General features: G+C 43.2%; 17 protein-coding genes. 15 read left to right on the top strand and 2 right to left on the bottom strand.

The features are described 5' to 3' along the window. Nucleotides 1-3: 3 nt before the first annotated feature. Nucleotides 4-2,943 carry a formate dehydrogenase subunit alpha gene (fdhF, locus tag J7J00_RS13630; protein WP_286201337.1) on the bottom strand — a complete coding sequence of 980 codons (2,940 nt, stop codon included), beginning with the start codon at nucleotides 2,941-2,943 and terminating at the stop codon, nucleotides 4-6. 333 nt (nucleotides 2,944-3,276) lie between these two features. Between fdhF and J7J00_RS13625 the strand changes: the two genes are divergently transcribed. The 13 genes from J7J00_RS13625 (at nucleotide 3,277) to msrA (ending at nucleotide 16,021) form a co-directional block, all read left to right on the top strand. Further along, nucleotides 3,277-3,639, top strand: a complete 363-nt coding sequence (locus J7J00_RS13625; protein ID WP_214791477.1) for a Na-translocating system protein MpsC family protein — start codon at nucleotides 3,277-3,279, stop codon at nucleotides 3,637-3,639. Nucleotides 3,640-3,694: 55 nt separating this feature from the next. Next, on the top strand, nucleotides 3,695-4,492 hold the full coding sequence (gene fdhD / locus J7J00_RS13620) for a formate dehydrogenase accessory sulfurtransferase FdhD (protein WP_214791311.1): 798 nt from the start codon (nucleotides 3,695-3,697) through the stop codon (nucleotides 4,490-4,492). A 143-nt stretch (nucleotides 4,493-4,635) separates the two neighbouring features. Beyond that, nucleotides 4,636-5,508, top strand: coding sequence for a LysR family transcriptional regulator (locus tag J7J00_RS13615; protein ID WP_214791310.1), 873 nt, complete (start codon nucleotides 4,636-4,638; stop codon nucleotides 5,506-5,508). A 155-nt stretch (nucleotides 5,509-5,663) separates the two neighbouring features. Continuing rightward, complete coding sequence (locus tag J7J00_RS13610) at nucleotides 5,664-6,590, top strand: AEC family transporter (protein ID WP_141992838.1); 927 nt, start codon at nucleotides 5,664-5,666, stop codon at nucleotides 6,588-6,590. 159 nt (nucleotides 6,591-6,749) lie between these two features. Next, on the top strand, nucleotides 6,750-7,772 hold the full coding sequence (locus tag J7J00_RS13605) for a Bug family tripartite tricarboxylate transporter substrate binding protein (protein WP_214791309.1): 1,023 nt from the start codon (nucleotides 6,750-6,752) through the stop codon (nucleotides 7,770-7,772). A gap of 57 nt (nucleotides 7,773-7,829) precedes the next feature. Continuing rightward, complete coding sequence (locus J7J00_RS13600; RefSeq protein ID WP_214791308.1) at nucleotides 7,830-8,285, top strand: tripartite tricarboxylate transporter TctB family protein; 456 nt, start codon at nucleotides 7,830-7,832, stop codon at nucleotides 8,283-8,285. Between the two features lie 18 nt (nucleotides 8,286-8,303). After that, nucleotides 8,304-9,830 (top strand): tripartite tricarboxylate transporter permease, encoded by a 1,527-nt coding sequence (locus J7J00_RS13595; RefSeq protein ID WP_214791307.1) that lies wholly within the window; start codon nucleotides 8,304-8,306, stop codon nucleotides 9,828-9,830. Between the two features lie 79 nt (nucleotides 9,831-9,909). Then, entirely contained in the window at nucleotides 9,910-11,502 is a 1,593-nt protein-coding gene (locus J7J00_RS13590) for an ATP-binding protein (protein WP_214791306.1), read from the top strand. Next, complete coding sequence (locus tag J7J00_RS13585) at nucleotides 11,499-12,206, top strand: response regulator (RefSeq protein ID WP_098371522.1); 708 nt, start codon at nucleotides 11,499-11,501, stop codon at nucleotides 12,204-12,206. Before J7J00_RS13590 ends, J7J00_RS13585 begins: the two co-directional genes overlap by 4 nt. A 279-nt stretch (nucleotides 12,207-12,485) precedes the next feature. After that, nucleotides 12,486-13,544, top strand: coding sequence for a Delta(5) desaturase DesA (gene desA, locus J7J00_RS13580; protein WP_214791305.1), 1,059 nt, complete (start codon nucleotides 12,486-12,488; stop codon nucleotides 13,542-13,544). A 93-nt stretch (nucleotides 13,545-13,637) separates the two neighbouring features. Further along, a complete protein-coding gene (locus tag J7J00_RS13575) occupies nucleotides 13,638-14,759 on the top strand; it encodes a sensor histidine kinase (protein ID WP_214791304.1) in 1,122 nt (373 codons plus the stop codon). Between the two features lie 12 nt (nucleotides 14,760-14,771). Further along, on the top strand, nucleotides 14,772-15,380 hold the full coding sequence (locus J7J00_RS13570; protein WP_214791303.1) for a response regulator transcription factor: 609 nt from the start codon (nucleotides 14,772-14,774) through the stop codon (nucleotides 15,378-15,380). A gap of 119 nt (nucleotides 15,381-15,499) precedes the next feature. Further along, nucleotides 15,500-16,021 (top strand): peptide-methionine (S)-S-oxide reductase MsrA, encoded by a 522-nt coding sequence (gene msrA, locus J7J00_RS13565; protein ID WP_214791302.1) that lies wholly within the window; start codon nucleotides 15,500-15,502, stop codon nucleotides 16,019-16,021. A 123-nt stretch (nucleotides 16,022-16,144) separates the two neighbouring features. On the opposite strand, the gene J7J00_RS28045 is transcribed toward msrA, so the two are convergent. Next, on the bottom strand, nucleotides 16,145-16,276 hold the full coding sequence (locus J7J00_RS28045; RefSeq protein WP_286201336.1) for a hypothetical protein: 132 nt from the start codon (nucleotides 16,274-16,276) through the stop codon (nucleotides 16,145-16,147). Nucleotides 16,277-16,504: 228 nt separating this feature from the next. Here J7J00_RS28045 and J7J00_RS13560 point away from each other — a divergent pair, with 228 nt between their 5' ends. Then, a complete protein-coding gene (locus J7J00_RS13560) occupies nucleotides 16,505-17,200 on the top strand; it encodes a response regulator transcription factor (RefSeq protein ID WP_214791301.1) in 696 nt (231 codons plus the stop codon). Next, nucleotides 17,197-18,552 carry a sensor histidine kinase gene (locus J7J00_RS13555; RefSeq protein WP_214791300.1) on the top strand — a complete coding sequence of 452 codons (1,356 nt, stop codon included), beginning with the start codon at nucleotides 17,197-17,199 and terminating at the stop codon, nucleotides 18,550-18,552. The genes J7J00_RS13560 and J7J00_RS13555 overlap by 4 nt, the downstream gene beginning before the upstream one ends. Nucleotides 18,553-18,561 lie beyond the last annotated feature (9 nt).

Raw genomic sequence — 18,561 nt, 5'->3', positions numbered from 1 at the left:
GTTTTATTTATCCGTTAAGTGAACATACCCTGGACGGGCCCACTTCCGTTCAACCTCGACACCATTTTGAGGATGACGTTTTTTGTTCCTTGGATTGGTACCTGGTAATGGGATGTCTCCGCTTGCGCTTAATACTTCCATGCGGACCATCGTCTGTTTGTAAGCAGGCGTGCTTGTGCGTTGATCATAGATAGGACCAGTCAGGAAGTTGATGGCAGAGTCTTTATCGACTGAGTTCATCGGTAAAAATAGCTCATTATTTTTCACACGGTCTGTGATCAGGGCTTTTAATTTAACGGCCCCGAATGGGGACACTAAGCGAACGAGTCCGCCATCACCGACTTTACGTTCTTTGGCAAGTTCTGGTGATACCTCAACGAAAATATCAGGTACTTTCGATTGGATTCCATTGGATTTGTTCGTCATATTGCCTTCATGGAAATGCTCCAGCATGCGTCCATTATTGATATGAAGGTCATATTCTTCCGGGAATTTATGAGGTTCCACCCAGTCAGCCAGTGCAAAGCGCGCTTTCTTATCAGGGAAGTTGAAGCCATCCACATAAAGAAGCGGCGTGTTTGAGCCATCATGGCTTCCCCAGAGGAAGCTGTTCCATCCTTCCAGCACCCCGTAATTCGCTTGGCTGAATATCGGTGACAGGCTTGCCATTTCATCATAGATTTCACTAGGGTGAGTGTAGTTCCAATTTGCACCTAAGCGATTGGCGATCTCTTGAGTGATTTCCCAGTCCGCTTTAGAATCTCCCATAGTGGGAAGGGCTTTATATAAACGCTGTACACGGCGCTCGGTATTGGTGAACGTTCCGTCTTTTTCAAGAGATGGAGCTCCGGGCAATACCACGTCGGCATATTGGGCTGTCCTTGAAAGGAAAATATCCTGGACAACGAAGAAATCCAATCCGGATAATACTTTATCAACATGGTTTGCATCCGCGTCAACAAGTGCCATATCTTCTCCGACAAGATACATGGCCTTCATGTCGCCTTTTTCTATCGCTTTAAGCATTTCAATATTGTTCAAGCCTGGTTTGCCATCGATTTTCACTCCATATGCTTTTTCGAATTTAGCACGTGCCACGTCATCGGTAACATGCTGATATCCTGGAAGCCATGTTGGCAGGGTACCCATATCGCAAGCGCCCTGTACATTGTTATGGCCGCGAAGCGGATAAGCTCCCGCTCCTGGACGACGGTAGTTACCCGTAGCCAATAGCAAGTTGGAAATTGCCGCTGAAGTATCGGAAGCACCGGTGTTTTGTGTAACGCCCATTCCCCAAAGAATGCATGTTCCGTCTGCATCGCGAATGGTCTCAGCTATTCGTATCAATGTCTCTTTTGAAATGCCTGTGTGTGCTTCTGCATATTCCAAGGTATATTTTTCAAGAACTTCTTTATAATCGTCGAAGAAGTTTACATTTTCATTGATGAATTCTTGATCATGCCAGCCTTGATCGATCATATATTTTGTAACCGCCATCAACCAAACTTGGTCTGTTCCTTGTTTTGGACTGATATGGATGTCGGAGCGCTCGGCCATTTCGTTTTTGCGGATGTCAGCTACGATCAGTTTTTGTCCGTGAAGCTTGTGTGCCCGTTTTACGCGTGTCGCCAGTACGGGATGGCCTTCTGCAGGGTTAGCCCCAACGATGATGACAAGACCTGCTGCGGCGATATCTTTAATCGTACCAGCATCTCCGCCCATGCCGACTGTACGGAACAGTCCGTCTGTTGCCGGGGATTGACAGTAACGCGAGCAATTGTCGACGTTATTCGTTTCGAACATCTGCCGTGCCAGTTTTTGAATCACATAGTTTTCTTCATTTGTGATTTTTGATGAGGAAATGAAGCCTACTGAATTCCCGCCGTATTGCTGTTTGATCGAACCAAGTCTGGATGCAACCAAATCAAGTGCCTCATCCCAGCTTGATTCAACGAATTTACCATTTTTCCGAATCAGGGGCTTGGTCAAACGTTTTTCCGAGTTTACGAAGTCCCAACCGAATTTCCCTTTGACACATGTGGATATCGCATTGACGGGTGCTTCATGAGTAGGTTGGACTTTAAGGATTTTACGGCCTTTTGTCCAAACTTCGAATGTGCATCCTACCCCACAGAACGTGCAGACCGTTTTTGTCTTCTTCGTCCGTGTATCACGCATTGCCGCTTCAATCTCCGAAATGGCAAAAATCCCGCTGTATCCAGGTTCCACTTCTTTGACAAGGTCAATCATTGGTTCAAGCATATCGTTTTTCAAACCTGACATGAAGCCTGCCTCACCCAGCATCGATTTTTCCATTAATGCATTACATGGACAAATGGTTACACACTGTCCGCAGCCTACACAAGATGAGTTATTGATTTCCGTTCCTTCATCCCAGATTACCCGTGGGCGTTCCGCTTTCCAGTCGATGGACAGCGTCTCGTTGACCTGAAGGTTTTGGCAGACTTCGACACATTGACCGCATGCGATGCATTGATTGGCATCATAGCGATAAAATGGATGGGACATATCAACGGCACCCAATTCCACTTTCGGTGTGTAAGGAAATTTTTGGTGTTCAATTTCCATTAATTCCGCTGTGTTATGCAGTTTGCAATTTCCGTTATTATTATCACATACAGTACAGTATAAAGAATGGTTTTCCAGAATCCGGTCCATGGCTTCGGTTTGGGCTTCTTTTGCCTTGCTTGAGTCCAAGGCAATATCCATGCCGCCTGCTGCTTTTGTCGAACATGATCGGACGAGTTCCCCATTAACTTCGACGATGCATGTGTCGCATGTTTGGATCGGATCCACTTCAGGAACATAACAAATTTGTGGATGAGCTATCTCATTTTGGTTGATGACCTCCAGTATTGTCGCTCCTTCATTAGCGGTATAATCCTTCCCATTGATTTTGATGATGATGTTTGAATCGCTCATTATATTTCCCCCTTTTATAGCCAAAAACACGAAAAAAACCACCATGATCACACCTCCGGCTCTGAACGGAAATGTAGGTCATGGTGGAATAGTTTAATAGCAAAGCTTGCCAATATACCAATCCATACCATAATGGATAATTTTTAAAAAAGATAGGACACAACAGTACACTATTATGCTCCCAACTTTCCTCTTTGATATTATACCTTTAATTTTAACAAGAAACAATCCTGGAAAGAGGGTATCATTCCCAAATTCCTTTCGTTTTTCTTCGCGTTGATTTATGATAAGAAAATTGAGAACTTAATTTTCTTGAATTGGAGTGATGTAACGGTGTCGAAAGTTATCCATGAATTCAATGATATGATTCGTAAGCTGCGCAAAGAACTATTCGGTAAAGGACCAGAGCGCATACACACGGTTTTCGTGGAAAATATGGCCGTTTCTACGTTATATGGGAATTTGACTCCTACGGAAATGTTCATATCAAGATCGGAGGAAGGAAGGGACATGGTCCATTCTGCACGTACCAAAATGGTTCAGGATGTGTATTCGGAGAGTCCTCCTGATGGAATGGAAGAACTGGTTGGAGCTAAACTGGTCCATTTGTTTTCAGATATCAAAATTAAAGAGAACATAGCGATTTCCGTATTCGTATTTGATAAGGAAATAGCGGACAAACTCAACGGGCATTGACCATGTTCCTTGCATATTGGTCAATTGGCTCCTGGATAGTAAAAGGAGTGGGAACATGAAAGCGATTGAAAGCAAGAGGGACATCATCCGGATAACCAAAGGCAACATCGAGCGGACGGAAGATACGATCGTAACGGAGTATCCCGTCACTGTCAAAATAAATGGCCAGGAATTCGTCACGATGGTTTGTACACCTGAATACATCGAGGATATGGTGATTGGTTATTTGGCTTCGGAAGGCATCATCAAAAAATATGATGAGATAAAAGAAATCTGGGTCCAGGAAAAAGAAGGCTTTGTTCATGTGAAGACAGATAAAGTGAATCCCTACTTCCAGGACTTTCAAAATAAGCGGTATATTACATCATGCTGCGGAATGAGCAGACAAGGGTTCGTCTTTGTGAATGATGCATTGACTGCCAAGAAAATGGATAATGTTTCGGTGAGACTGACTCCCGATGACTGCTTCCGCTTGATGAAGGATTTACAAAATTCCGCTGTCACCTTCCAGAACACAGGCGGGGTCCACAATGCCGCTTTATGCGATGTCGATGGCCTCGTATTAAGCAGGATGGACATCGGACGGCATAATGCCTTGGACAAGATATACGGCCATTGCTTGAAAAATGGTATTTCGATAGAAGGGAAAGCTATCGTGTTCAGCGGCCGGATTTCATCGGAAATTCTCTTGAAAGTGGCGAAAATCGGCTGTGAACTGATACTTTCGAAATCAGCTCCAACCGAATTGGCTTTGGAGTTGGCTGAAGGATTGGGAATCACCACGGTCGGGTTCATTCGTAATGATTCACTGAATATCTATACATGCCCTGAAAGAATTCAATTGAATGACTGAGCTTGAAAGATGCCGCTCCTAAGGCGGGCTGGAGAATGAGCTTTGGGAAAGTCCTTGCCGGCATGGCTGGATATATCAACAAGCCTTTTATGGTACAGTTTTGATAAGACATTCAAGGAAAAAGCGGTATCGGGGGAAGGGTTATGAATGAAAGAGATTGGCATATTTTAAAGGAGCTGCATGAGCACAAAAATATTACTAAAACGGCGCAAAGTTTATATATATCGCAACCTTCTTTAACGAAACGAATTCAACAAATAGAGAAGGAGTTCAATCTAAAGATTGTGGAGCGGGGAACAAGGGGAGTGCAGTTCACCCCTCAAGGAGAATATTTGGCCAACTGTGCAGATGAGATGCTGATCAGGCTCCGGCAGATAAAAGAGACAGCGTTCAATATGGGTCAGGAGATCAGTGGGACATTACGGCTGGGTGTTTCCAATTATATCACGCTGCATAAATTGCCAGGCCTGTTGAGATTATTTCGTGAGCGATATCCTAAAGTGGATTTCCATGTGACCACTGGTTGGAGTAAAGAAGTGCTGAACCTCATTTACAAGGAAGAAGTGCATGTAGGAATCGTTCGGGGGGACTATCAATGGGCTGGAGCAAGGCACCATCTTTTTGAGGAAACGATTTGTATTGCTTCCAAGGAAGAAATCGAAGTCCGGGACCTGCCTTTCCTGCCGAGGATCGATTATGGGACGGATGCTTTTTTGAAAACAATGATTGATAATTGGTGGAGAGACAATTTTTCAGGACCGCCTTTGGTTGGGATGGAAGTGGACAAAGGTGATACATGCAAAGAAATGGTCAGGAATGGCCTGGGATATGGCATCCTCCCCAGTGTTTTATTGGAGAAAGACCAAAATCTCCGTCAAATGGACCTTAAGGATAAGCAAGGTAATCCCCTTATCAGGAATACGTGGATGTTATATCATGAAAAGTCGCTGGAATTAAAACTGGTCAAAGCGTTTGTCGAATTTGTCAAAGGCGTCGATTTCATGAGTGATATTTAACTGGAAGCGCAGAAATCTCTGTGCTTTTTTTGTCATTCCTTTTTTGAATGGATAACGATAATTTATTGGTATTTTAACTATGGTTATCCCGGGATTATGATAGATGGGAGATGTAAAACATCAGGAATTTGCCTAAGGAATGGAGAGGAAGTCAAGTGAGTGTCCTGTTTCTGATCGTATTGAATGTCATTGTGCCGGTCTTTTTCCTAATAGGGGCTGGGGCCATCCTGCATCGTAAATTCAAGTTGGATATGAATACGCTGTCTAAATTGAATCACTTCCTGCTCATGCCGGCCATTAGCTTTGTCAATATATATCAAAGTAAAATGGGCGGGGGAATGATCGTTCAGATATTCAGCTTCCTTGCTCTTCAAGCAGTAAGCCTCATCATCGTGAGTACAGTGATTGCTAAACTTGCCAGGTTTGATCAAAGTCTTTCTGCCACGTTTAAAAATAGTGTAGTCCTGAATAACTCAGCCAATTTCGGGTTACCCGTCAGCCAGATGGTTTTTAATGGTAATCCTCTTGGCCTGTCGATCCAAGTCATCGTGATCATTTTTCAAAACCTGTTGACATATACCTATGGATTGATGAATTCCGTTTCCGTCCATACAAAAAGTGCGAAGGGCGCCATTCGCGAGTTCTTGAAGAACCCCGTCATTTATGCTTTATTACTCGGTTTTCTATTACATTCCGCTTCTTTCGACATTCCGCTGTTCTTATGGACCCCGATTGAAAATATCGCGAGTGCTTTCATAGCCATTGCCTTGATTACATTGGGTGCACAGAGTGCCTATTTGAAAATGACGCAATTTCCGCTTCCGCTTATCCTTAGCTTGATTGGCCGGTTAATACTCTCGCCATCCATCGCATTCCTGATCATCCTCCTGCTGGGCCTGGAAGGGACTGTCGCTCAGGGATTATTTATCGCAAGCTCATTTCCAACATCGAGAAACAGCGCATTATTCGCTTTGGAATATGACAATCATCCGGAGTATGCGGCACAGGCAGTCTTGATGTCGACTTTATTCAGCAGTATAACGGTAACGGTGGTCGTATATCTATCAAAAATACTATTCTAGCAGGGCTGCCCTTAATGGGCGGGCCTTTTTCCCATGTCTCCCGATAAAACTTTATGAACATTATAGAGGTTATGGAAGTTATGCATCTTAGGTTAATAATCAAAGAAAAGGAAGATATTTTTGTAGAATTAAGAAAACGCTTTCAAAAGGAGGATTATTATGTTTTCTCGTAAAAAGATTTCAGCGGTCATATTGGCGGGTTCGTTAGCTTTAAGTTTAGGTGCATGCAGCAGTTCGGATACATCAGGAGAAAAGAAAGAAAGCACAGGCTATCCGAAAAAAGCCATAACGGTCGTTGCTCCATCGGGCGCAGGCGGTGGATGGGATTTAACCGCCCGTTCATTTACAAAGGTCTTGAGTGAGACAAAACTGGTGAACCAGCCATTGACCGTCGAAAACAAACCCGGTGGCGGGGGCGCAGTCTTCATGGCGGATTATGCAACACAGCAAGCGGATAATAATGACATGCTGTTCGTGAATTCACCGCCTGTCATCATCAATAACCTTAAAAAAGAAGGCAACAGTCCTTATGGGTATAAAAATACGACCCCTTTGGCGCAGCTGACAAAGGATTATGGGGCGATAGTGGTCAAGGCGGATTCTGAATTCAAGGATTTGAAATCAGTGCTGGAAGCGGTGAAGAAAGATCCGCGTAAGCTGACCTTTGCAGGAGGATCGGCTCCTGGATCAATGGATCATTTGATTTCCATTCTACCAGCCTATGAATATGGCTTGAATCCAACTGAACTTAAATACGTTTCGTACGACGGGGGCGGGGAAGCGATTACGGCATTGCTTGGCGGTAATGCAGATGTGATAGGAACGGATGCATCCAGTGTCAGGGAATTTTTAAAAGCAGGGAAGATTAGAGTGTTGGCCGTAACCTCGACTGAACGTTTGGGTGGCGATCTTAAAGACATACCGACGGCAAAGGAACAGGGTGTTGATGCTGAATTCACGATTTGGAGAGGGATTTTTGGACCTCAGAATATGTCTGGTGAAGCGAAAACCTTTTGGGACGGAACCATTGCAAAGCTAGTTGAAACTTCTGAATGGAAAAAGGAAGTGGAAGTTCAAGGATGGGAACAGGAATATAAAGATAGTGAAGAATTCAGCAAGTTTTTAAAAGAACAGGAAAAACAGGTGCAGCAATTATTAGAAGCTTTAGGCATGGAAAAATAATCGGGGAGAAGGAGGTGCTTTCACCTTCTTCTTATTTTCTGAAATGGAGGGATTAGGATGGAAGTGAAATTTGATCGCTTTGCTTCTGTAGCCTTTCTGGCTGTCGGGGTGCTGTTCATGATAGGAAGCAGGAAACTGGCCAGTTCTTCTTATGGAAGTTCGGTAGGACCGGACATTTTCCCCTTTGTATTGGGGCTCGTTCTTGCAGTTTTAAGTATTCGCCTGTTCTATGAGGCATTTCGGAGCAAGGTGCAGGAATCGGGTAAGGAAAAGCTGGAATATAAACCCTTTATCATCATTCTGCTCTCCACCTTGATTTATATTTTGACATTGGAAACGATAGGATATGTCATTACGACCTTTCTCTTTTTGTTTGTTTGCTTTCAAACGATGGAACGGAATAAGTGGGTGACATCGCTCATCATTTCCGCAGGATTTTCCGGAATCATCTATTATTTATTCGTGAATGTATTAAAGGGAACACTGCCGGGTTGGCCAATCTGGTTTTCATAAAAGGAAGGGGGATGTGAAGTGGGCACTTTTGATTATTTAATGCATGGATTTGAAACAGCACTAACTTGGTATAACATCCTTTTTGCATTTGTCGGAGTATTGATCGGTACGGCTGTCGGCGTTTTGCCGGGGATCGGGCCGATGAGCGGGGTGGCTCTTTTGATTCCGGTAACCGCTTCGATTACAGGGGGACTTCCACCAGAACAAGCGGCAACAAGCGCCATCATTTTACTTGCAGGTGTTTATTATGGAGCGATGTATGGAGGGTCGACAACTTCAATCCTATTGAATACACCTGGCGAATCTTCTTCTGTCGTCACCACATTGGATGGTTACCAAATGGCGAAAAAGGGAAGGGCCGGTAGTGCTTTATCCATTTCGGCAATCGGCTCCTTCGTCGGAGGGATAGTCACCCTTATTGCCATGATTGCCTTGGCACAGCCATTATCGACGATTGCCATTAAATTCGGTCCGGCGGAGTATTTTTCGCTCATGCTTCTAGGGTTGGCGGCCGTCAGCGGCCTCGCGGGAAAATCCGTAACCAAGGCACTGATCATGACGGTTTGCGGTTTGTTGATCGGGACGATAGGCATCGATAATGTATCCGGGATCGCCCGTTTTACATTCGACATTCCTTGGCTGTATCAAGGGGTCGAATTCCTGACGATCGCAGTCGGTCTATTCGCACTTGGAGAAGTATTCAAGACAATCTTGGAAAAAGAAGAGGATGACGGGGAAATTGCAAAGATCAAAAATTTGATTCCTTCCAAAGAGGAATTCAAGGAATCTGCGGGTCCCATTGCGAGGGGGTCACTCTTAGGTTTCTTTGTAGGGATCCTGCCGGGCGCAGGGGCTACTCTTGCTTCTTTCTTCTCATATCTTTTGGAAAAACGGATTTCAAAAAAACCCTGGAGATTTGGTACAGGGGCGATCGCTGGGGTGGCTGGACCTGAAACGGCCAATAATGCGGCATCTGGCGGAGCGATGATTCCATTATTGACGCTGGGAATTCCGGGTTCCGGTACAACGGCGATTTTAATGGGTGCGCTCATGATGTACAATGTTCAGCCAGGTCCATTATTATTCGAGGACCATCCTCAGGTGGCTTGGGGGCTTATCGCCAGTATGTTCATCGGAAATCTGATGCTCCTCATCCTTAATCTCCCACTCGTTAAGGTTTTTGCGAAAATCATAGAAACGCCAAAGAAATATTTGATTCCGATCATTATCGCGATTTCCATTTTTGGCGTTTATGCTGTACAAGTATCGACTTATGATTTATTGCTATTATTAGGATGCGGGGTCTTGGGATATTTCTTAAGTAAAAATGATTATCCAATCGCCCCATTGGTATTAGGACTGGTTTTAGGACCGATGATAGAAAATAATATGCGCAGGGCCCTGACGATATCCGATGGGGATTACAGTTTGTTTTTCACTCGGCCGCTTTCCCTGACATTCCTGATCATAACGGCATTATGGCTGCTCATTCCGGTTTTGCTTAAGAAGAGAGGGAAGGATGTTGTCATCAATATTGAAGGTTAACCTATATTTTCTGAATGTTGTGAAAAAACCCCTTTTTTAAAGGGGTTTTTTTTTATATGATGTAAGTAGAGGTGATTGAATGCGTTTACACACCAAGTTGATGCTGGGCATCTGTACGTTAATCATCTTAATGGGTGGAATCTTTGAAGTTATTTTTATAAATATCCTGGAAAATAACCTAAAGCAGGAAACAGGGGAAAAAGCATTGTCGGTTGCCCAGACCATTTCTTTGCTGCCTGAAATTAAACAAGCTTTTCGAACGGATAATCCCTCTGTAATCATCCAGCCCATCGCGGAAAGGATTCGCAGGCAGATCGATGCGGAATTCATAGTAATAGGCGATAAGAATGAAACACGGCTGTCCCATCCAAATCCCGACATGATCGGGAGGAAAATGGTAGGGGGAGATAACGCCGAAGTGTGGGATGGGAAATCCATCATCACGGAGTCCACTGGGACATTGGGTCCTTCCATAAGGGGGAAATCCCCGATAATCGCAAATGGAAAAGTCATTGGAGTCGTCTCTGTTGGCTACCTTCAGGATGATATTGAAAAAGAAGTGTCCAGTATACAAAGAAAGATCGTCTGGATCATCTCTTTTATATTAATCGGCGGTTTATTGATAGCCTTTTTCATTTCATACAATATAAAAAAGGCGATATTGGGTCTGGAGCCGAAAGAGATCGCCTGGATGTTTCAAGAGAAGCATGCCATTTTGGAATCCATTCACGAAGGCATCATTGCCATTGATGTTCATGGGAAAATTACGGTCGTCAATGAAACGGCGCATAAAATCCTTCATATCCCTAAAGACGTCATGCTTCGCGGGCAAAAAATTGAAGAAGTCATAACGCAAACACATTTGCTAGATGTAGTCAGCACGGCACGGGCCGAGTATGATAAGGAATTCATGATAGACGGTGAAGTTTTTTTGGCAAGCCGGATCCCCATTTTGAATGGACAGGGTGAAATCATCGGTGCTGTTGCAAGTTTAAGAAATAAATCGGAACTATCCAATCTCCTTCAGGAACTGTCACATGTAAAGGCATATGCAGAAGGGCTGAGGGCCCAGACACATGAATATTCGAATCGGCTCTATACACTGCTAGGCCTGATTCAACTCGGTTCATATAAAGAAGCGATGGATTTCATATCGAAGGAAGTCGATGTCACCCAAGGCTACATTCACTTTCTAATGAAGGAAATACCTGATCCGATTATTGCTGGGTTCATCTTAGGGAAGGTGAGTTTAGCGAGCGAGCTGAAAATTGATTTTACAATTGATAGAGAGAGCAGTTTTAAAGATATTCCGTCCGAAATAGATCGGGATTTATTAGTGACGATCATCGGCAACCTCATAAATAATGCCTTCGAAGCTGTACGGGAAAACGATAGGGAGGAAAAAAGGGTATCGTTGTTCGTCACGGACTTGGGTAAAGAGTTGATCATAGAGATTGAAGATAATGGAAAAGGGATGAATTCAGATGTAACCGAACTGATTTTCCAGAACGGCTTTACCACGAAAAGCCATCAAACCAATTCAGGTATAGGTTTGAGCCTTGTTCAGGAAGCGATAGATGGATTAGGGGGGTATATCACTTTTTCGACGAAAGAAGGGGAATATACGATATTTACTGTAGCACTGCCAAAAAACAGAGGGGTGATTACATGATGGCCAATCGCGATATAGAAGTTTTAATCGTAGAAGATGACCTGCGGATTGCCGAAATCCAAAAGCTATTCATCGAAAAGCTTGAGGGTTTTCAAACGATCGGGATCGCCTCAAGCTATGACGAAGCTAAAAGCTTCATTGAAATCATGCAGCCGGATCTATTGCTGCTCGACATGTATTTTCCGGATATGAATGGGCTTGATATCCTGAAAGAAATCAAGCAGCAAAGCAAACAAATGGACGTCATTATGATAACGGCTGCTAAAGAAATCGAAAAAGTCCAGGAAGCTATCAAAATCGGCATATTCGATTATATTATCAAGCCTGTCGCATTTGAACGTTTCAAGCAGTCCCTACTCCGATATCAAGAGTATCACATTAAGCTGTCTGAATTGGAAAAGGGCAATTTTCCCGTAACGCAGCAACAGGTTGATAAGCTTTTGCGAAAGGATATGAAAGAAAAAGAGAGGGAACAAGCTTCACTGCCAAAAGGGATCGATCGGATGACTTTGGAGAAGGTGATGGTTGTGTTGGGGAAATCCTCCCCTGGGTTAACTGCCGAAATAGTGGCAAAGGAGATCGGGGTGAGCAGGACAACGGCAAGGCGTTATCTGGAGCACTTGATGTCAGAGGAAAAAATTGATGCCGATTTAACATATGGCACGGTAGGACGTCCTGAACGGGTGTATGCCATCAAGTTATAAATGGGTTCGCCAAGCGGCGGATCTTTTTTTATTGGATCGAATAAATGTCAGGCATTTTCTTGGAATCAGATTGATTGGAATTCATCGTTTTTTTTGAAGTGTAAAAATGATGAAAGAGGAAAAAGTACGTGTGAAATGTGTTGAAGCAGACAAGTATATGACAAGTGTCATGGCAGGGAATTGACGTTTATGACTATAGAAAATCGGTTATTATTCCTATAATAAAGGAAGAGATGTAAGCATAACCAATCCATTCCTATATATTATGAGGAGGAAATCATGAGTAATCATATTCATAATCAAAAACAATTGAGAAAAGATATTGCCCCTTTTGAAAAATCCAATACTAAATCAAGCGTGAAACAGCTTATAAATACATTTCCGCCATTTTTCCTGTTATGGTTTTTAGCTTATCAAAGCTTAACCATTTCATACTGGCTGACCCTTGCATTTGCCGTCCTGGCTTCAGGATTCGTAGTCAGGATTTTCATCATTTTCCATGATTGCTGTCATCAATCGTTTTTCAAAAGCAGGAAAGCGAATAGCATCCTGGGTACAATCAGTGGAATCGTTACATTATTTCCGTATGAACAATGGAAGCATAGCCACTCCATACATCATGCAACGAGCAGTAATTTAAACAAACGCGGTACAGGAGATATTTGGATCATGACCGTTGATGAATATATCGCCGCTTCATTCTGGGGGCGTCTGGCTTACCGTTTATATAGAAATCCGATTGTCATGTTTGGATTAGGTCCATTTTATCTATTTCTTGTATCGAACCGTCTGAATAAAAAGGGCGCTAAAAAGAAAGAACGGATGAATACGTATTTGACAAATGCCGCAATCGTGGCAATTTATGGTCTTTTATGCTTGGCTATCGGATGGCAGGCATTCCTGATGATTCAGGTACCGATGCTTTTTGTAACGGGATCACTGGGCATCTGGCTGTTTTATGTACAGCATCAGTTCGAAGATTCTTATTTCGAAGAGGAATCGGAATGGGATTACGTGAAGGCTGCCATTGATGGAAGTTCTTATTATAAACTTCCAAAGGTTTTGCAATGGGTAACCGGTAATATCGGTTTTCACCACGTGCATCATCTTAGTCCAAGAGTGCCAAACTATAATCTGGAAAAAGTCCATGATTCCACCCTGCCATTGCAGCAGGCAACGACAATCACGATTAGTTCAAGTTTAAAATCACTTCGCTTCCGCCTATATGATGGAGAAAACAAGACGTTTGTAAGTTTTAAAGAGATTAAGGAACGTCTAAATGAAACAAAGTCTAAGGTGGAGATCAATAATAAACGTCCAAGTCTTCAAGAAAAATAAATAGTTCATCAAAAACCATTCAATTTCCATTGGGTGGTTTTTTGATGAAACTCCTTAGTATATACTAGGGTAAAAAGAAATGGAGGCGGCGCCATGCAAAGTTGGTATCATATCTTTCCGAAAAACACAGGGCTGAGCCCTTATGTCTGGATCATTTTTTGTATCCTTCCTTTTTATTTCATCTTCAAATCTTCTTCGATGTTGGAGATAGTTTTTGGAATCGTCATGATCATTTTGTTTTTCATATCATATGGTCTATCATTCGTTTCGAAGGGATGGCCCGTGTACGTATGGACGGCGATACAAATAGTCATATCCATATCCATGACCATATTTTTCAGCTATATTTACTTTTCGCTTTTTTTAGCATTCTTTATTGGGAATGTTCAAAATAAGGTTGGCTTTTTCGTATTATATTCAATCCAGCTATTGGCTACCATCGTGTCTGTCAATATTGGATTCATCATGAAAGACCCTACATTCTTTTCGCAATTTCCCTTTATGCTCATTTGTGTGGTAGGCGTGATCCTGCTCCCATTCAACACATATAATCGAAATAAACGGGGCAGGCTGGAGGAACAATTGGAGGACGCGCATAAAAGAATATCAGAGCTTGGCAAAATGGAAGAACGTCAGAGGATTGCCCGTGACTTACATGATACACTTGGACAAAAGCTGTCTTTGATTGGCTTGAAAAGTGACCTTGCAGGGAAATTGATCGAATTGAATCCGGAGTCGGCCAAGAAGGAAATTAAGGATATCCGTCAAACGGCGAGGACGGCACTCAAGGAAGTCCGTGAAATGGTGTCGGAAATGCGTGGGGCCAAGCTTAGCGATGAAATCATCCGGGTCAAGCAAATATTGAAAGCGGCAGGGATAGAATTCAATTTGGAAGGCACCACGGAATTGAAAAATACCCCATTGCTTGTTGAAACGGTTTTAAGCATGTGCTTGAAAGAAGCTGTGACCAATATCGTCAAACATAGCGGAGCCAACTGCTGTCATATCGTCATTGAAGAATTACAAACAGGAGTGACGATCACAGTGCAGGATAATGGAGTGGGGCTTTCACATAGATCAGAGTTTTTTAAAGGCAATGGGCTTCAAGGAATGAAAGAAAGGCTCGAATTCGTTAATGGCAGCCTGGATATTCAATCAACAGATGGAACGACACTTTATATAAGGGTTCCGAATGCTATAAAAAATAATGGATAGGAGGGATTGACATTGATTCGAATCGTAATTGCCGAAGATCAGCGGTTGCTGCTTGGCGCGCTAGGCTCCATCCTTGATTTGGAAAGTGACATGGAAGTTGTAGGAAAAGCGAGCAATGGGGAAGAAGCAATGAATCTCGTCAATCAATTAAAGCCGGATATCTGCATAACCGATATTGAAATGCCAGTTAAAACCGGGCTCGATGTAGCGGAGGAGATTAAGGCTCAGGGCCACCAATGCAAAGTCATCATTTTGACCACTTTTGCACGTCCTGGGTATTTTGAAAGAGCCAGAAAGGCAGAAGTAGGTGGATATCTGCTGAAGGATAGCCCAAGTGATGAACTGGCGAACTCGATCCGTGTCATCATGGATGGGCGGCGCGTTTATGCTCCTGAACTGGTGGATATGGCTTTCGAAGAAGAAAACCCTTTGACTGAACGAGAGTGCCAAGTGCTTAAATTGATCGCGGATGGTAAGACAACAAAAGAAATCGCAAGCCAGCTTTATCTGACTAATGGAACGGTTCGTAATTATATATCGGTCATCCTTGATAAATTGGATGTAAGCAACCGCGTTGAAGCGATTGTAAGATTCAAGGAAAAGGGTTGGTCAAAAGATTGATCAAAGGTAAATCATTTTTGGCGCATTTAATGGCGGCTTCTCAAATCGAAAAAGCACAGTGTCAGGATTGGAATATGGTATATTAATTTTTATTACATACAGGAAAGGGGATGACCATTATGCAAAAGGCTACATTTGCTGGAGGCTGTTTTTGGTGTATGGTGACACCATTTGAAGAACTACCGGGGATTGGGGGGATCGTATCCGGTTATTCGGGAGGACATGTTGAAAACCCGACTTACGAGGAAGTGAAGACGGGAGCTACGGGGCATTATGAAGTCGTGGAAATCACTTTCGATCCTCAGTTATTTCCTTATGAAAGATTGCTGGAACTATATTGGCAGCAAATTGATCCAACCGATGATGGCGGTCAATTCCATGACAGGGGAAGCCAATATCGGACGGCGATCTTCTATCATGATGAAGCTCAAGAAAAACTGGCTCTTGAAGCGAAAGAAAAGGTAGCAGCCAGCGGGAAGTTCCAGAAACCCATCGTAACGGAAATCCTTCCGGCCCAAACCTTCTATCCTGCCGAAGAATACCATCAAGGCTATCATAAAAAAAACAAAGTTGATTATAAAGCGGACCGTGCGAAATCGGGACGCGATGAATTCATTGACCAGCATTGGAACGGTGAATGAAATGGATCATTATTAAACGATCCATTTCATTCTAAAAACCCAAAGTGCAACCATTTCTTAATCAAATTCAGGGATGAGACCAGACTACAGTTTTTTCTTTAAAAATCAATGCTCTAGCTGTTATCAGAAATCCGCTCTCTTTCCGCCGACTGTCTGCCATGCCAGTTTTTCGGGATGAGGCAGTTCCGATCCCCATTTTGTCGACAAACTGTGACTATGGAAATATTCCATAGTCTTTTTATTATGGTTAGCCATTGATACTTAGGCTTTTATTATTTAGCTATGGGGAAATTCTTAATGATTGTGAGGAATCTGTGTATGGTGTCTGTAAAGACCCTCTTGGACTTTCACATCCGGTTCTTTTTTTGACCTTTTTTAAAGGCACAAAAATTCATTATTTCATGGGATTTTCATGCGGACGGTTCAATTTCTCATGATATTTTCATATTTCTTCAGTACACTAAGGGGTAGGTGGTGATGATCATGAATAAAAGAATTTTAATTATAGAAGATGAAGAAAAAATTGCGAGGGTTCTTCAGCTTGAACTTAATCATGAGGGTTATCAAACAGAATCGGCATTTACCGGAAAGGCAGGGCTGGAAAGGGCAGAAGCCGAAGAGTGGGATTTAATCTTATTGGATGTGATGCTGCCCGAGCTGAATGGCATAGAAGTACTTAGGCGTTACAGGAAAAAGAATGGATCGACACCGGTCATCCTTCTAACCGCAAGGGATGCTGTGCCAGACAAGGTGAATGGCCTTGACCATGGTGCAAATGATTATGTAACGAAACCGTTTGAAATTGAAGAGCTGCTTGCACGGATCCGTGCTTGTTTCCGTACCAATGTAAGGGAGCGCCAATCAGAAGGGGAAGTGGATGAACTAAAGATTCATGATCTGAAGTTGAACCTTGGTACAAGGGACATTCACAGGCAAGGCAAAAGGATTGAGCTGACTTCCCGCGAGTTCGATTTGCTGGTTTATCTTTTGCAAAATAAAAATCAAGTACTTTCGAGGGAGCAAATCCTGACACATGTATGGGGATATGATTTTGCAGGGGATACGAATGTGGTCGATGTGTATATCCGTTATTTGCGCAAAAAAATAGATTATCCCTTTGAGCTGCAGCTCATACATACATACCGCGGTGTAGGTTACAGCTTGAAGGAGCCAGTATGAAGATCCGGACGAAAATCCAAACGTATTCCAGTCTTTTTTTAAGCGTCATGCTGATATTGTTGAGTATCATCGTTTTAATCGCCTTCCTTTGGATATCGGTAGAGAGGGAACGGGATCTGCTTGAAGATCAAGCCTCATTAATTGAAGAAAATATCCTGACGAAAGATTTGATTTCCAGTGATCCCGATTTAATGGAGCCATATATCCCTGACGATGGAATGGTGCGGATATTCGGCACAGATGGAAGGTTGGTAAAATCATTTACCGATGAAGAGGACCTTGAGGGGCTTGCGGTTAAAGCGATTAACGAGAAAGGATATGATTTTACCAAAGCTGACGGGGAATATGTAATGACCTACCGTTATCCTTATCCCGATGAAGGGAAGAAGCTAGGGATGATAGAGGTCACACAGCCACAGGATACCCTCCTTGATAATTTATCGACGCTTGCCCTCGTTTTAGGCGGTGCATCGCTTTTTGTCATTCTTTTATCCATTCTTGCCGGTAAGTGGCTGGCCAACCTGATCCTCAGACCGATATCGATCATGAGTGGAACGATGAACGATATTGAGAAAAGCGGGGAATTCAAACGGATACCGCTAGCGGATCAATCAAAGGACGAGCTGCAGGTGATGGGAGTGGCATTCAACAGGATGATAGAAAGGCTGGAGCGGAATTATAACCAACAGCAGCAATTCCTTTCAGATGCTTCACATGAATTGAAAACACCGATTACGGTCATAGAAAGCTACTCTTCCTTATTGAAACGCTGGGGAATGAAGGATGAGGCGATTCAGGAAGAGGCAGTGGGGGCAATCCATCATGAAGCCGTCCGGATGAAAAAGCTGACGGAACATCTTCTGCAGTCTGCTTCCCAAACGGAACCTTCAGCAGATGTGGAAGGGAAAATAGAACTTATTTCGTTTTGTGAAGGGATTGCCCAAACATTCAGAAGGACGGGAAATCGTGCAATAACGATAGAATCAGAGTTTAAGGAAATATATGCAATGACCATTTCCAGTAAGCTTGAACAGGTGATTGTTATCCTATTGGACAATGCTATGAAATACAGTGAATCAAGTATTCAGATCATGATAAAGCGGCAGGCGGATGAAATTTTCATCGGTGTGAAAGATCACGGCGCAGGGATATCACCGGAACATCTCCCACATGTATTTGAACGTTTTTATCGCGTGGATTCATCGAGGGCAAGGAAAACGGGAGGCAATGGACTCGGGCTTTCCATCGCCCGGACGCTGGTCGAGTCATTCGAAGGTAAATTGGAGATTCAAAGCGAAGTGGGAGAGGGAACGTTGGTGACGATTACTCTTTCTCATCAAATTCTAATCTAACGCTCATGT

This window comes from Bacillus sp. ISL-4 (assembly GCF_018613275.1).
In the GTDB taxonomy this organism is placed as follows: domain Bacteria; phylum Bacillota; class Bacilli; order Bacillales; family DSM-1321; genus Peribacillus; species Peribacillus simplex_E.
This window is presented reverse-complemented; position numbering and strand designations above follow the sequence as displayed.